General features: G+C 49.0%; 13 protein-coding genes and 1 other annotated feature. Of the genes, 2 read left to right on the forward strand and 11 right to left on the reverse strand.

Features of this window, described 5'->3' with window-relative positions; genetic code table 11:
- The first annotated feature begins 179 nt into the window (after positions 1-179).
- Positions 180-1,049, forward strand: a complete 870-nt coding sequence (locus HOLDEFILI_RS05235; RefSeq protein ID WP_039864073.1) for a carbohydrate kinase family protein — start codon at positions 180-182, stop codon at positions 1,047-1,049.
- A 615-nt stretch (positions 1,050-1,664) separates the two neighbouring features.
- Positions 1,665-1,899, forward strand: a binding site (T-box leader).
- A 40-nt stretch (positions 1,900-1,939) separates the two neighbouring features.
- On the forward strand, positions 1,940-3,250 hold the full coding sequence (gene brnQ, locus HOLDEFILI_RS05240; RefSeq protein WP_006058461.1) for a branched-chain amino acid transport system II carrier protein: 1,311 nt from the start codon (positions 1,940-1,942) through the stop codon (positions 3,248-3,250).
- Between the two features lie 82 nt (positions 3,251-3,332).
- Here the strand turns inward: brnQ and HOLDEFILI_RS05245 are convergent, their stop codons facing one another.
- The 11 genes from HOLDEFILI_RS05245 to HOLDEFILI_RS05295 all read right to left on the reverse strand — a co-directional run bounded on the left by HOLDEFILI_RS05245 (position 3,333) and on the right by HOLDEFILI_RS05295 (position 13,872).
- Positions 3,333-4,865, reverse strand: a complete 1,533-nt coding sequence (locus tag HOLDEFILI_RS05245) for a carboxylesterase/lipase family protein (protein WP_006058462.1) — start codon at positions 4,863-4,865, stop codon at positions 3,333-3,335.
- 6 nt (positions 4,866-4,871) lie between these two features.
- A complete protein-coding gene (locus HOLDEFILI_RS05250) occupies positions 4,872-6,071 on the reverse strand; it encodes an alpha/beta hydrolase-fold protein (protein WP_006058463.1) in 1,200 nt (399 codons plus the stop codon).
- 35 nt (positions 6,072-6,106) lie between these two features.
- Entirely contained in the window at positions 6,107-6,541 is a 435-nt protein-coding gene (locus HOLDEFILI_RS05255; protein ID WP_006058464.1) for a PTS sugar transporter subunit IIA, read from the reverse strand.
- Complete coding sequence (locus HOLDEFILI_RS05260) at positions 6,542-7,741, reverse strand: MFS transporter (protein ID WP_167317121.1); 1,200 nt, start codon at positions 7,739-7,741, stop codon at positions 6,542-6,544.
- Positions 7,742-7,844: 103 nt separating this feature from the next.
- Positions 7,845-8,729, reverse strand: coding sequence for a class II fructose-bisphosphate aldolase (locus HOLDEFILI_RS05265; protein WP_006058466.1), 885 nt, complete (start codon positions 8,727-8,729; stop codon positions 7,845-7,847).
- Positions 8,730-8,771: 42 nt separating this feature from the next.
- The gene (locus HOLDEFILI_RS05270; protein WP_039864079.1) at positions 8,772-9,725 is read right to left on the reverse strand and encodes an aldo/keto reductase; all 954 of its coding nucleotides are present in this window, start codon (positions 9,723-9,725) and stop codon (positions 8,772-8,774) included.
- Positions 9,726-9,729: 4 nt separating this feature from the next.
- A complete protein-coding gene (locus HOLDEFILI_RS05275) occupies positions 9,730-10,560 on the reverse strand; it encodes a PTS system mannose/fructose/sorbose family transporter subunit IID (protein WP_006058468.1) in 831 nt (276 codons plus the stop codon).
- Positions 10,553-11,356: a PTS mannose/fructose/sorbose/N-acetylgalactosamine transporter subunit IIC gene (locus tag HOLDEFILI_RS05280; RefSeq protein ID WP_039864081.1), complete on the reverse strand. Its 804-nt coding sequence runs from the start codon at positions 11,354-11,356 to the stop codon at positions 10,553-10,555. The genes HOLDEFILI_RS05275 and HOLDEFILI_RS05280 overlap by 8 nt, the downstream gene beginning before the upstream one ends.
- A 13-nt stretch (positions 11,357-11,369) precedes the next feature.
- Positions 11,370-11,876, reverse strand: a complete 507-nt coding sequence (locus HOLDEFILI_RS05285; protein ID WP_006058470.1) for a PTS sugar transporter subunit IIB — start codon at positions 11,874-11,876, stop codon at positions 11,370-11,372.
- Positions 11,877-11,916: 40 nt separating this feature from the next.
- Entirely contained in the window at positions 11,917-12,777 is an 861-nt protein-coding gene (locus HOLDEFILI_RS05290) for an alpha/beta hydrolase (protein WP_006058471.1), read from the reverse strand.
- Positions 12,778-12,954: 177 nt separating this feature from the next.
- Entirely contained in the window at positions 12,955-13,872 is a 918-nt protein-coding gene (locus tag HOLDEFILI_RS05295) for a 1-phosphofructokinase family hexose kinase (RefSeq protein WP_006058472.1), read from the reverse strand.
- Between the last annotated feature and the right edge of the window lie 525 nt (positions 13,873-14,397).

Genomic DNA, 14,397 nt, shown 5'->3' on the forward strand with positions numbered 1-14,397 from the left:
GCTCTTTTGGGTTATTTTTGTTCTCAGCCCTCAACATTGCACTTTCCTAATAGAAATAAAAATGAGCTTCCTGCTTTCCCATACTGATATCCGGCTTCATTTCGCGTTATTTCCGCACGGATTGACAGTTTTCTTTCCGCCGAGTTTCTGTTATCATGATGGAAAAGGATGTGGGAATCATGAATGGAGTCGCCGTGATCGGAACCTCAATGATCGATCTTGTCGTGATCGGCCGTCAGGTTTTTGAAATGGAGCATTGCAACAAAGCCCAGATTGTGCGAAGCTTCGGTGGATCGATGCACAATGTCGCTTATAACTGCGGCTGTTTAGGACTGGAAACACATTTTGTCAGTAAATTCGGGCGTGATGATGCCGGACTGGCGATCGTAAACGAGCTGCAGAAAAAAACGTGTTTCGTTTACGGCCCGGTCGTCAACCAAAGCACACCGGTTTTCATTTCGGCTTCCGATTCGGAAAAAGGGCTGTACTTTTCATCCATCCAGCCGGAATTTCTCTTCCACGGTGAGCGGGAAGATCTTCCTTACTGCGTCCTCTCGGAATGTACCTGGGGAATCACCGATCAGACTGATCCCGTATTCTTAACGACGCTCTTAGCCAAAACGCCGCAGACGCATTGGATTTTCAGCGGTCAGATCCCGCCGGAGACCACGTTGGACAAATGGGAAGGAATCGTGCTCAACCGCGATGAAATGACAGCTTACGCCGGCTCAGTCCCGATGGCGCAGGCCGCGAAAACGCTGTTAAAAAAAGGCGTCAGCTGGATTATTATCACCTTGGATAAAGATGGCGCGCTGTTAATCACGCTGGACGGCATCCGCCCGTATCCGGCGGAGAAGGACGGCGATTATCCGCTGGGCTGCGGCGACGCGTTTTTAAGCGGACTGCTCTTAGGTCTGACGCAAGAGAAGCCGATTGAGCATTGCCTGCATCCGGCTTTAGCTGCGGCGGCGATCGTGCTGCAGGAACCCGCCGCCTTGTCAGAAAAGCTATGTCAGCTGAAACCCCGGACCACTTCCGAACCCCAGTAAATCAGGGATCAGCCAGCCAAAATGAGGATTAACCTAATTCAAATTTTTCAGAAAAAGAACCTTTGGCATTCTTTTTCTTTGCGAACAATATTTTCATCCTATTTTTAGGCAGTTATTTCTTATTTTCAGCAATATTCATAGTGCAGGGTTTTGTTGAACCGCGGATGCCCGTCCGGATAGAATCGACTTTTGGCCTTTTCAATTCGATTCAAGCAGACAGATTTTTGCCGTCTGTCGTAAAAGAAGGGCAATTCTAGAACATTTCCTGGACTTTTTGTCACTGTTCGTATTGCCCTTGCCATCGTAAGAAATAGCGCATGACGGATGCCTCCTTCCAGCAACCCCTTACACCTTGAGTCCAGGCATTTCGGATGGAATTTCAACCTTTTTATTTCATTCTTGAATTAATTTTATTTTGATTGATGAAAGAAAAAATCGGAATCATCCCGCTTCTATTCCTTCTGTATGGCAATGTTAAAAGATTAAGACTATCTCCGTCAAAAAAATCATGAGACGAACCACAGTTCTGATTGATTAACGGTAAATCATGGCCTATATTTCGTCGATCTTCCACAAAATAATTGACATCCTGCGGAAATCGAATACAATCAGGGTATAGATTCGATGACAAGAATAAGTAGACGGAAATTTCTGAACCTCACCAGAGAGCTGGATCCAGGTGTAAGCCGGCAGGCAGAATTCCAGCCGAAGTCCTCTTGAAGAAGCCTTCTGAACTGACAGTAAGAAGTGCCGGACGCTGATCCCGTTAAAGACACAGCCCATTGACAGATGGGAAAAGAGCCGGAGTTTTCCGGAATCAAGGTGGTACCGCGGTCAAGCCGTCCTTTGTTGGACGGTTTTTTTGTGGATCGAACAGAAAGGAGAGTTTTATGAAAAAATGTTCTAAAAAGAATCTGATCCTGCTGAGCCTGACGTTGTTTTCGATGTTTTTCGGGGCGGGCAATCTGATTTTTCCGCCCTTCCTGGGCCAAAATGCCGGGACGCAGAGTCTGCCGGCGTTAATTGGTTTTCTGATCACCGCGGTGGGTTTCCCGGTGCTGGGAATCGCCGTTGTTTCCCGCTTCAATGGTCTGGATGTTCTGGCTCAGAAAGTTCATGCCGGATTCGGACTGTTCTTCGCGGTTTTGATCTACCTGTCCATCGGACCGCTGCTGGCAACGCCGCGGACAGCCACGCTGCCCTTTGAGATGGCGATCCTGCCCTTGCTTCCGGATGGCACTTCCCCGCAGCTTTCCCTTCTGTTGTTTACGAGCGTATTTTTCCTGATCGCCTGGCTGCTTTCCCGCAATCCAAGCAAGCTGATCGACCGGCTGGGAAAGCTCCTGACACCGACGCTGTTAGTGTTGATTGTGGCCGTCTTTGCCGCCGCGCTGATGCATCCGTTAGGACAGCCGGCCCTGCCGCAGCCCGATTATGCGTCCGGGCCGTTAATCAAGGGATTTTTAGAAGGCTACCTGACGATGGACGCGCTGGCAGCCCTCAATTTCGGCATTGTCGTTTCTCTGAACATCCGAGCGCTGGGGATTGACGACGATCAAGAAGTCATGTCCACCAGTATGAAAGCCGGCTGTCTGGCGGGGTTGATTCTGGCGGTGATTTATATCATGTTAACACTGTTAGGCACTTCGCTTTCCGGCATGCCGATCGGCGCTAACGGCGCGCAGACGCTGACACTGGCCGTCACTTCGCTGTTTGGCGAAAGCGGCCGCTGGGTCATGGCTTTGATCTTCCTATTAGCCTGTATGACGACTTGCGTCGGCTTGTTAACCAGCTGCAGCGAATTCTTTTCTTCACTGACGCCGAAAATCAACTATTCTCAATGGTTATTATTCCTGACGCTGTTCGCGCTGGGCGTTTCTAATTTTGGTTTATCAGCGATCCTGTCGATCTCCGTGCCGGTGCTGAATATGATTTATCCGATGGCGCTGGTTTTGATCCTGTTGGGGTTGGGCGATCCTTTATATCGGGATAACCGCCTGATCTATCCGCTGACCGTGTTCAGCACGGGCGTCGTCAGCGTTCTGACTGAGCTGGATACCTTGGGCTTACGAATTCCCGGACTGACCCAGCTGTTGGAAAATCTGCCACTGGCCTCGCAGTCGCTGAGCTGGATCTGCGTGGCAATAGCGATGTTTGGCCTTTCGCTGATTCTGGGCAGAAGAAAGAAATCACGGCGTTAACCTATTTCTTATACGTGAAAAGGATTGATCCTTTTAATTGAGGATCAATCCTTTTTTGTGATTTCTTGAAAACTTCGGATTATCAGCCGAGGTGTTCAAAAGAGAATGTCTTGATTTTACTCATTTCCTCCTGCAGCTCGGTGTCAAAATCATATTTCACCTTCACAGTCTGGTCAAAAATCATCGTAGCTTCATGTTCCGAAGTACAGGCCGGCCATTCAATACCATTTTCTATTTGCGGTTTTCCTGTTTTGGCAAAGGCGATAAACCGCCCCGCCATTTCATTTTCCAATACTTCGGTGGCTGTCCCCAGATCAGAGGAAGGCACCTTATCGGTGTTATGGAATATAAAGGGAATATCAGAACTGTGCAAAGCCGTCTGACCTTCATTGATGCCGAATACCGGAGTGAAGAAATAATTGTACGTTTCAGCACAGTCGTCCTCCAGACGCCGCTGGATAAATTCTTTTGCCGCGCCGCGAGCCGCACCGCAGTCATACGTCAGCAGGTCAATGATTTTTTTCTCCGGGAACGCCTTTTGGAACAACCGGATTAAGTCTTCTTTCCGATCCTCACCCAGTTCCTTTCCCACCGCTCTCACCATATCTTCGTCATTCATCGCCCACCGCGGATAAGAATCCGGTAAGGTAAAGAATTCGGAGAATACGGAACCGACGATCATCGGTGTTTGCTTCGCCTGCTTCGAGAAACCATAGACTACCGGATCACCGAGATAATCCTGATTTTTTATGGGACCGAGATAAGGCAGGCCTTTCCCTCCCAGTTCCTGATGAGCTTTAAGATAAGCGTCGGCAATTTCACGATGGCTGATATCCTCAAGCCGGTTTACCTCTGTTTCCGGAATATTCAGAATCTTAAGCATTCTTCTGACATTCGGAGTCATATCCTTGCCTGCGTCGCTCAGATGTCTTCCCATTGTGCCGCTCATGATCATCGCACGGCAGTACAATCCGGCAGAAGCCGGCATATTCATCACGGAAATCACTTTCGCGCCCCCGCCGGACTGACCAAAAATTGTAACCTGATCTTTATCTCCGCCAAAACTTTCAATGTTGCGGTTCACCCATTTTAACGCCGCGATCAGATCGAGGTTTCCCACGTTAGCGGAATGTTCATACTTGTCTGAAAATGGCTGCAGGTTCAGATAACCCAGGATATTTAACCGGTGATTGACCGTAACGACGACCACATCGCCTGACGCACACAAATTGAATCCGTCGTAGGCCTCCTGTTCGATCGCCGATCCGTTAAAAAATCCGCCGCCATGAAACCAGACGACAACGGGTTTCTTCTCACCGCCGTGAATCGATTTCGTCCAGACATTAAGATTCTGACATGTTTCTGCCTGCGGCCAGAAACGGTGCGGATTTTTCAGGTTGTTTCCGATCCGGTCCGGCCGGAAAGGAGGACAGATAAACCCATAATTCACCGCCTCTTTAACCCCATCCCAGGCAGGGACATCTTCCGGCGGCATGAATCGTTGGGCGCGCGCATAATCAATGCCATAAAAGTGAAACACATCGTTGTATCGAAAGCCGCGGATCAGACCGTTTTCGATTTTGACAGTCGTGCTTCTTCCATGTTCAAAATTCATTTGAGATCACTCCTGGTTTGGCTTAAACAACTTTTTGACAAAATCCTTTGCGCTGTACCGCCAGACATTCCATTCATGCTGCCCCTGATAACCCTGAAATTCTATCTTAAAGCCCTGATCCTGCAGCGGCCTCAGATCCGCAGTCGTTCTGTCATATCGCGGATCCGCTTCACCGCAAGTGATATAGACAACATCCATGCTTTCGTTAAACTGAGCAGCGTCGGAGAACAGCTTTGAAAAATCCATATCCTCCGTTACCGTTGGAAAACATTCGCCGGAGGAGAAGATGCCGACGTTCGCAAACAGCTCCGGATGTCCGAAAACCAGTCTTCGCACATGTCCGCCGCCCATTGACAATCCGGCCGCCGCCCGCTTTCTGCGATCTGTCTGGATTCTGTATTTCTTTTCAATATAAGGCATGCAATCGTTAATGATGACATGATCCAGCCGGCCCTCCTGGAATTCACCCGTTTCTGTTTCCTTTAAAACATACCCGTTGTTGCAGACAATGATCATTTCCTCAGCCTCGCCGCGGGCGATCAGATTGTCCATCAGCATATCCAGCTTGCCGGATTGAAACCAGCAGACTTCATCTTGGGAGCCGCCGTGCTGCATATACAGCACCGGATATTTACGGTCAGAAAACGCATAAGATGCCGGCGTATAAACCCAGCAGGCACGGTAACGCTGTGTTTCTTCGGACCAGTAAATCTCCCGGGTTATCGCTCCATGCGGCACCGGATGGAGCTGCGTATCTTCATCATCCGGCAGATCCACGAAATTCCGGATATCGAAGCCGTCATAGCCGTAAGGGCCACGTGTATTGATTACCCGCACGCCGTCCGCAATAAAATATACGCTGTGGAAACCTGCTCCCGGATTAATCGTGATGTGCCAATAGCCATCATCTTCCAGGGTCATCGGTTCGATCACGAAATCTTTACTGTAAAAATCCGGATCTTTTCGGTATTCACTTTTTGAATGTTGATAATTATGCAGCCGGTACCGCAATTCTACCTTCTTCGCCGTTGGATTGTAGTATTTCAAAGATACGCTTCCGTCCTCATTATAGACAGCGCAGTTTTCCACCGGAAATGATTCCGTTGAACCGCCGTAATGAATCCGCCGCATGACGCCTTCATTTTTTGGATAATGGATCGGATCGAAACATAAAAGCGTCATGTTTAAAGCCTGATTATTCTTCATTGTAAAGCCTCCTTCGCCTTCGTTTTTAAATTTTATTACGCTTGCAAAAAACTATCCTCCAGCTCTTTCATCATCTCCGCGAGATCAACGATTCCGCCTTTTCCCGCTTCGGTTAATTCTTTTAAATCCAGCTGATCTACCGACGACAATGTCGCGCGGATACCCAGGATTTCGATCAGCATGCCTAAATTCATCCCGGTGATAACCCGGATCTTCTGCCCTTCTGTTAACAAACTGACGCAGCGGTTTGCCGGCGTACCGCCCAGCAAATCGCACAGAACCAATACGCCCTGCCCTTCATCCAAAGAAGCTAACGCAGCCCGAATCCGTTCGTCAAAGCCTTCCACGCTTTCTTCTTTCGCTAAACAGAGTGCTTGCAGCTGCTGAATCGCTTCGCCGAAGAACAGCTGGCAGGAATCCAGCATCCCTTCCGCCATCTTCCCATGGCTCATCAATAAAATTCCAATCATTTAATTTCCTTCTTTCGCTAAAATTGTTTTTCTTTTACTTTGCGTTTCTTTTCTGGTCGTTCCGATGTAAATTCCCAGTCCCCCCAGCAGCATGAGCGCATACAGCATGAACATACTGCCGTAATTACTGAAATTTACGACGTAGCTGGCAAAGATCGGGCCGAGTGCATTGCCCAGGTCTTGACCGATCAGACAGGTCGAAATCGCTACGCCATTGCGTTCCAGCCCCAGCTTTTTAACGGATTCCGCCTGGATTGCCGGCGAGCCGTTCCCTTGCCCGATGGCTTTAAATACAGCCGCGATCAAGACCGGGGTCAGGCTGTAAGCGTTCGCCAGCAGCACCATGCCCACCGCATAGATCAGAAAGGCCGGGATCAGAATCACCCGGATTCCGCGGGCATCCTGCAATTTGCCGACAAACGGCTTCATGATCAACATCGCCACCGAATAGACGGTGAAGAACAGTGCGATATTGGCAATTCCGCGGACTTCGCCGAAATTGATCAAATAATAGGAGATGATGCCATTGCCAAAGGAGAACAATCCGATCAGGAAGACATAAATCAATAGCTCTTTTGCGAAAAAATCGCTGAATGTTATCTTTTTCCCTGCGCGTTTCCCCTTTTGTTCAACAAACTGATAGGGAATAACGACGATCATCAACAGACAGATCAAACACAAACCTCCAGCCGTCAGAAACAGATTCCGCATCCCGAGCTGCTGACTGATTGAGCTGCCTAACTGCGGACCGATCATCGTTCCCAACAGTGAGGCGATGCCGATGTAGCTGATGCCTTCTGCAATTCTTTTTTCAGGAACAAACGACGTCGCGAAGACCATACTGATCGTACCGCTCACCGCAAACGCGACCCCATGCAGGATCCGGACCCCGATGACCGCAGCGCTCTTTTGCACCAGCGCATAGCCCAGCATGCAGGCGGCGGTCGCCAGATAGGAAACAAACATGATTTTCTTTTTGTTAAACCGATCGCTCATCGCTCCGGAAAATGGCCTCATGGCTAACGCGACCCACGAAAGCAGGCTGGAAATAAGTCCTGTCAAAGCAAATGGAATACCTTTGGAAACCAGGAATTCCGGCATTGCCGGATTCACCATATAGGAAGAGATCCCATTCAGCGCGTTGACGAAGAGAACTAAAATAAAGGGCACCGTCCACAATCGATTTTGTTCTTTATCCATGGAATCTCCTTTCATCTTTACCTCCATTACCGCGCTTTGCGCGGTCACAAATATTGCATGGCAGCAAGTTAAATTGCTCTACTTTCACACTTTATCTTAATTTTCATTTCTTCGGAAACTGCACCTGCGGCAATCCGGCCGGAGACAGACTCCACGCTTGATCCTGAGAGCCATAGATTTCAATCATTTCTTTTAACTTCTGCTTCAATCCCAACTGCGCCGTCCGGAAAATCATATATGCCCGATTCCCCTCGAAGGATTCGTTTTTCACCGCCTCTGCGGCGGCTCTGCATAAATCGTGATTGATATTAACTTTGTTGATTCCCAACCGGCAGGCTTCCCGCAGCGACTGCGGATCAGCGCCCGACGATCCATGCAGCACCAACGGGAAATTTCCGACCGCCGCTTTGATCTGGACCAGACGCTCCAGATCCAGTTTGGGAACAACATTCTGCGGATAAGCGCCATGGGCGGTTCCAATCGCAACCGCTAAGCAATCAACCTGAGTTTCTTCGATATACCGCTTAACGCCGGCAGGATCCGTTAACCAACATGAACGCGGATCGGTCTGATCCCCATAGCCGACATGTCCTAATTCCGCTTCCACTGATATTCCCGCGGCATGGGCAAGCCTCACCACTTCCCGAACTTCTTTAATATTGACATCATCCGGACAGGCCGATCTGTCGATCATCACGGAAGTAAAACCCGCCTGGATTGCTTTTTGGACTTGTTCCAAATCTGCTCCATGATCCAGATTGATCGCGATCGGAACACAGGACTGGCAAGCCAAAGTCCGCAGTTCATGACCGAAGAAATAAAGATCAGGAACCGCCCGGAAGGCGACGTCCAAAATCAACGGTGCATGTTTTTCCTCCGCGGCTTCAATACAAGCTCTTGCATTGAGTTCATTGTCCACATTCGGCGCGGCTACCGCATACCCCTTTTCGCTGGCGCGGTCCAGAATTTCTTTCATTGTTACAAGCATAACGCACGCTCCTTTCTGCCCGAACAGGAATTGTTCCGGCTGCTATTCATCCTTGAGGGTCTGATCAATCGCCGCATTCAGCCGCGTCATTTCCGCTTCTGTCAGCTTCCAGGTGAAAGCAGCGCAATTTTCCGCCACATGTCCGGGTTTGGTCATTCCGATCAAAGCCGTAGCCACTCCCTGATTTTGAACGCACCAGTTAATCGCCACCTGGCTCACCGGGCATTGCCGCCGGGCTGCTATCTCATCCATCACGGCCAATAGTTTCTGTATTTTTGAGAATTTGGGTTCTTTGAAGTAATCGTAAAACGTAATCCGCGTATCGCCGGGTTTAAATTCAGGCAGCGTCCGATACTTTCCGGATAAAATCCCCGATCCCAACGATCCGTAGGTAAAGGCGTCAATGCCCTGCTTACTGCCCCATTCAATCAAGGCTTTATGTTTCGGATGAACCATGGAAAACTGCAGCTGGTGAACATCAATCTTCCCGTATTTTTCCGCTTCCTGGATTTGTTCCCTAGAAAAATTAGAAACGCCGAGAAACCGAATCTTACCGGCGTTTCTTAATAGATTCAGGGCACTCATCGTTTCCGCAATCGGCGTATCCGGATCCGGCCAATGGATGAAATAGAAATCGATCACGTCTGTTTTCAAGTTCATGAGCGAACTTTCTACTTCGCGGATTACCGCTTTAAAACTGGTATCATGCCGCATGCCCCGCAAAGCGTCCGGTGCTAAGCCGAACTTGGTGGAAATCAGGACGCGATCCCGATATCCGCCAGCCAGGGCTTCTCCGACCAGCTGTTCCGAATACCCGTTGCCATAGACGGGAGCCGTATCAATATGATTGACGCCGCATTCAATGGCCGTTCTGATCGACTGAATCGCTTCCTGGCGATCCACCGGGCCGAAATTATTTCTTCCGCTCAGCGCCCAAGTTCCCAGCGTTAATTCCGACAGCTCCACGTTAGCGCGTTGTAAGTGCCGCGTTCTCATCTTCTCAGCAAATTCCAAGCAGACCGAGGACAAAGCCGACGCCCAGGACGACAAACAACAATGTGTTCTGATTCATTTTCTTTTTCAGCGCCCAATAGCACAGCAGCGTCAAGGACAGCGGAAGCACACCCATCAGCAAGCTGTCCAGATAAGGCTGAACCGCGATCGGTTCCGCGCCGGCGACCGGCATTGTTAAAGCAATGCTGAGATTGACGTTGGATGAAATCATAAATCCGACCATCATCAAGCCGATGATCCCGGCGCACTTGGTCAGAATCGTAATCATGCCGGATTCGTAAGCTTTGGTGATAAAATTCTCGCCCATGGAGAAACCCAGATAAGTCAGATAATAGCGGCCCAGCATACCTGGAAGATTATAAATGACCAAGAACAGAATCGGCCCCAGAATCGAACCGGAAGCGGCAAACCCGATCCCGACACCGGCTGCGATACAGCGGACAATTCCCCAGTAAATAGAATCACCGATCCCGGACAGCGGCCCCATCAGCGCGGTTTTAATCGACACGATTGAGCTTGGATCATAGTCGCCGTAATGGACTGCGTTCTCATGTTCCATCGAAGCGGCCAAGCCCATCGCAAACGTACCGACATTCTGCGTAATGTTGTAAGGCGTCATATGCCGCTGCATCGCTTCCGCACGTTTTTCCTGTTCCGGATAGTAGCGTTCCAAAGCCGGCATGATCGACATTGTAAAGCCCGGAGCCTGGCGGTAAGCCGCGCCGCAGGGCCCGGCAAAAACCATGAATGACCGCCAGTAGATCTTGTTCAGCATTTTCCGATCTGCTTCAGAAATATGATCAAACATTTTACTCATTAAAGAATTCCTCCTCTTCCGTTCTTGTGATCGTGGTTCCTGTCATCATCTGTTTCAAATCATGAATCTTCTTATCCGTTAATCCGATCGTCATGGCGATGACAACCGCGATAATGGCGATAACAATCGCTGGCAGATTCAAATATTTAGCGAGCACAAATCCAACGAACAGCCATCCGATATTCTCGGTGCTGACCAACATCTTCATCAGAACCGCCATACCGACAGCTCCCAGCATCCCCGCAGCGACGGCCAAGCCATGAATCACGCTGGCCGGCAGCTGGCTCATAAATGCCTGAACCGCTTCCGATCCCAGATAAACGCAGCAGAAGATAATAATGGCGCGGGTGAAGTAAATCGTAAACCAACTCGTCAGGATGACGCGTGTCAGGCCCTTGCCGTCGCCCTTGTCGCAGACTTTCTGATAGGCCGGCTGGAAGATATTCGTCAGCATGATCCAGACCATCGACAAACTATTGAAAATCAAACCGACCGGAACCGCCAGCGTAATCGCTTCTTCCATGCTCAATCCGGCAGTAATCGCAAACGTGACGGACATGACGGTCGCTGAAACCGGCTCCGCGGAGGTGGCGCCGCCAATATTGACAGCTCCCATATAAATAGCTTCCAAGGCGCCGCCGATGATAATTCCGGTAGTTAAATCTCCCAGAAACAGCCCGGTCACCGTACCGACGACGATCGGCCGTTCGATCATACATTGTCCAAACAGCCAGTTTCCTCCGTAACAAATGAAGTATGCCAGCGTTGCCATACAGGCGATCATTAAATTTGACATTTTCTCTCTCCTTTTACTTTTCTAACGATTGAATTAACTTGCTGACTGTAACCTTCGGCGTTGTGGGAATCAGCTGACTGAAGAATTGATCGCCCATGATCGCGGCCAGTTCTTTTGCGGCCTCCAGTTCCGAAGGCGTCAGGGATACGCGGTTTCCTGGGAAGTTGATTTTTTCCCCCATATCGGAATCAAACTTTCCGGCGTTGGCCAGATTCACTTCGCAAATATTTTCTTTGCAGGACTTCACCAGCTTCAGCGCATCTTTCACGTTCCGGGTCAGCGCGAATATCCGCATTTTCTCTGCCCGCGGATCCTGGATGACGCCGACCGCGCCGTCGACGCTTTTGACGATGAGTTTAATCCCCGGAGGACAAGCCATCTTCAAGGTCATCTTAACGGTGTTATTCACTGCAGCCTGATCGTTTGCGACAAGAATGCCCGGCGTCCCTAATTCTTTCGACCACACCAGCGCTACCTGTCCATGGATCAATCGGTCGTCAATTCTGAGTTGTATAATCATTTCTGTTTTCTCCCTTCTGCATGAAATGAATTCTGCCTTATTAAACTAAAGTTCCGTCCAGCTTTTCCTGCGGTTTTGCTTTCTGTTGTTTCTTTCCTTGATGAAAGCCGAAGAAGTTCAGCGTTTCCTGCAGCTCCAGTTCCCAGAACCGCCATTCATGTCCATAACCTTCCCGTTCGTCGAAAACAGCGGACAGGCCGATTTTTTCAGCGTAGTCTTTAAAATGAAGCCAATTCGGATAAACGCCGTCGTCCGTGCCGCAGCAGAAGTAGAAGCGCGGCGGATTGGTCATTTTAGCAACGGTTTCCACTTTATCCCAAACATTTTCATAACTGTTTAAGAAGGAATCCAACCCGCCTGCCTGTTCGACTGTAATTTTTTCACGGGCATAGAATGGATTTTGAGCGCCTTCCTCCATGATCGTCCGGATGTCGCTGGGAACGCCTGACATGCAGGAACAGGCGGCAAACTTCTCAGGATGATTAAACGCATATTTGCTCGCTCCCCGGGCCCCCATCGACAAGCCGCAGATGAAGTTGTCTTCCCGGCGGTCAGAGGCCGGAAACCAGCCATAGATTAAAGGCATTAATTCCTCGGTTAAATAATCGAACATATGAAACGGAGGAATCACGTTGGACCAATTGGAATAATTGCTGTTCAGCGCGGAAGGCATGACGACGATCAGATCGTTTTCCGTCGCGTACAGTTCAATATTCGTCCGCCGCAGATAATCGTTGTAGCAGCCCAGTGTGCCGTGAAGCAGCCAAAGCACAGGGTATTTTTTCTGCGACCGATAATAAGCCTGTGCCGATTCTCCTTGCTTGATGGAAGGCAAAATCACCGCCACATCGGTATTTGTATTTAAGCACCAGCTTCTGAAGTTCATATGGATCAAAGTCATTTTCTACCTCCTTTTTCGGGTCAGCCTTTGCCCCCGCATTCTTTTTTCAATGCTCGTACAGGATTTCTCAACAGCTTCTGGAAAAAACGCGAATCAATTTTAAGTCCAGCAGCCTTGAACAGACGCCGCAAGTTTGATCTGCTTCTTTCATTTCCGATTTATCAGATTCCTCCTTTCTCATTCAACTTCTCTGATCTCTATTTTTTCGTAGAGTTGTTTCACATCCTCCGCGCTGGGCAGACCCCGTGTTTTTGCTTTTGCCCGGCCGGCAGCCTCGCCATATTTCAAAGCTTCTGTCAGCTCTTCATGACGCGCCAGCGAAGCGACGGTACAGGCTAACATGGAATCACCGCAGCCGACGGTATTAATCACCTCGACAGCCGGGCCAAACAGTTGATATCGTTTATGCCGATTGGCGAAATAAGCACCGTCCCGGCCGAGAGAGACAAGCACATTCTCCACGCCAGCTTTGATCAGCTCCCCGGCATAATCCGGATAGTTGTCTTCATTAACATCGTTCTGGAAGATCATAGCCAGCTCTTCCAAATTCGGTTTGATTAAATAGGGCTTGATCTTTCGATAATTCGCAATCTTCAGATTCGGAATATCCGTGATCAGGCGGGCGCCGGCTTTCAGTACCTGCTCGCCAATTTTCTCAACCAGTTCGGCCGTGACGCCCTGGCAGAAGCTGCCAGAAATTAAAACGTAATCCTCTTTTGTCAATTCGTTCAGCGTCGCTAACAGCGCGTCCTGCTGCCCGGCTGAAACGCAGGGACCTAAGGCGTTAATCGCGGTTTCCGTCTGATTTTTGATCTTGACGTTAATCCGGTTTTCTTCCGAGATCCGGATCGGAATCACTTCAATTCCCTGCCGGGCCGATATTTCCCGGTCGATTAACTCCCCGATTCCTCCGCCTAAAAATAAAATGGCTTTGGATTGTATTCCCATTTGGGACAGAACGATGGAAATGTTCACGCCTTTGCCGCCGGCACGGATCGACGTATTTTTAGCTTTAAGGATATTTCCTTCTGTCAGTTCCTGATCCAGATAAACATAATAATCTAACGATGGATTAAAAGTTATGGTATATATCATTGGTCCGCTGCTCCTTCTCTGCTTCACTTATACCATCAGGAAGCGCTTTCAACAAGCGCCCTGAGAGCGATTGTTGAACTGGTCTAATTTGACGATTAATGATTACATTCGCTTTGATCAAACGAGCATTTTCTATGCTCATTGTGAGAATTTTATTCATTTATAATTTTTACAATGCATTTTGACCGATGTTTTTCGCTGGCAACCGTTCTATTCCGCAATTGAATTTTTTAGTCCTATTTTTTTATAATGTTATTTGTTATAATAATTCCAACATACTGAGGGGAACGCCATGAAAAAAGACCGGTTAGCGATCATTTATGACCTCTGTCAATCGGGTAGGAAGCTAAGGAAGCCGATTCTTCCTTAGCTTAGCTCCTCCCACACCACCGGAGATGCCGTTCGGCGTCCGGCGGTTCAAAGTACCAACGTGGTTTGTTGAAATGCATGAACTTTGGTGTAATGGTCTACTAAACTGAGTAGACCTTTTTCTTTGAGTAACTTGTTCGTTATCCATCTCCCTAA

This window comes from Holdemania filiformis DSM 12042 (assembly GCF_000157995.1).
GTDB lineage: Bacteria > Bacillota_I > Bacilli_A > Erysipelotrichales > Erysipelotrichaceae > Holdemania > Holdemania filiformis.

Coding starts and splice junctions, on each gene's coding strand:
- HOLDEFILI_RS05235 (WP_039864073.1), top strand. CDS start 180: ATGAATGGAGTCGCCGTGATCGGAACCTCAATGATCGATCTTGTCGTG.
- brnQ (WP_006058461.1), top strand. CDS start 1,940: ATGAAAAAATGTTCTAAAAAGAATCTGATCCTGCTGAGCCTGACGTTG.
- HOLDEFILI_RS05245 (WP_006058462.1), bottom strand. CDS start 4,865: ATGAATTTTGAACATGGAAGAAGCACGACTGTCAAAATCGAAAACGGT.
- HOLDEFILI_RS05250 (WP_006058463.1), bottom strand. CDS start 6,071: ATGAAGAATAATCAGGCTTTAAACATGACGCTTTTATGTTTCGATCCG.
- HOLDEFILI_RS05255 (WP_006058464.1), bottom strand. CDS start 6,541: ATGATTGGAATTTTATTGATGAGCCATGGGAAGATGGCGGAAGGGATG.
- HOLDEFILI_RS05260 (WP_167317121.1), bottom strand. CDS start 7,741: ATGGATAAAGAACAAAATCGATTGTGGACGGTGCCCTTTATTTTAGTT.
- HOLDEFILI_RS05265 (WP_006058466.1), bottom strand. CDS start 8,729: ATGCTTGTAACAATGAAAGAAATTCTGGACCGCGCCAGCGAAAAGGGG.
- HOLDEFILI_RS05270 (WP_039864079.1), bottom strand. CDS start 9,725: ATGAGAACGCGGCACTTACAACGCGCTAACGTGGAGCTGTCGGAATTA.
- HOLDEFILI_RS05275 (WP_006058468.1), bottom strand. CDS start 10,560: ATGAGTAAAATGTTTGATCATATTTCTGAAGCAGATCGGAAAATGCTG.
- HOLDEFILI_RS05280 (WP_039864081.1), bottom strand. CDS start 11,356: ATGTCAAATTTAATGATCGCCTGTATGGCAACGCTGGCATACTTCATT.
- HOLDEFILI_RS05285 (WP_006058470.1), bottom strand. CDS start 11,876: ATGATTATACAACTCAGAATTGACGACCGATTGATCCATGGACAGGTA.
- HOLDEFILI_RS05290 (WP_006058471.1), bottom strand. CDS start 12,777: ATGACTTTGATCCATATGAACTTCAGAAGCTGGTGCTTAAATACAAAT.
- HOLDEFILI_RS05295 (WP_006058472.1), bottom strand. CDS start 13,872: ATGATATATACCATAACTTTTAATCCATCGTTAGATTATTATGTTTAT.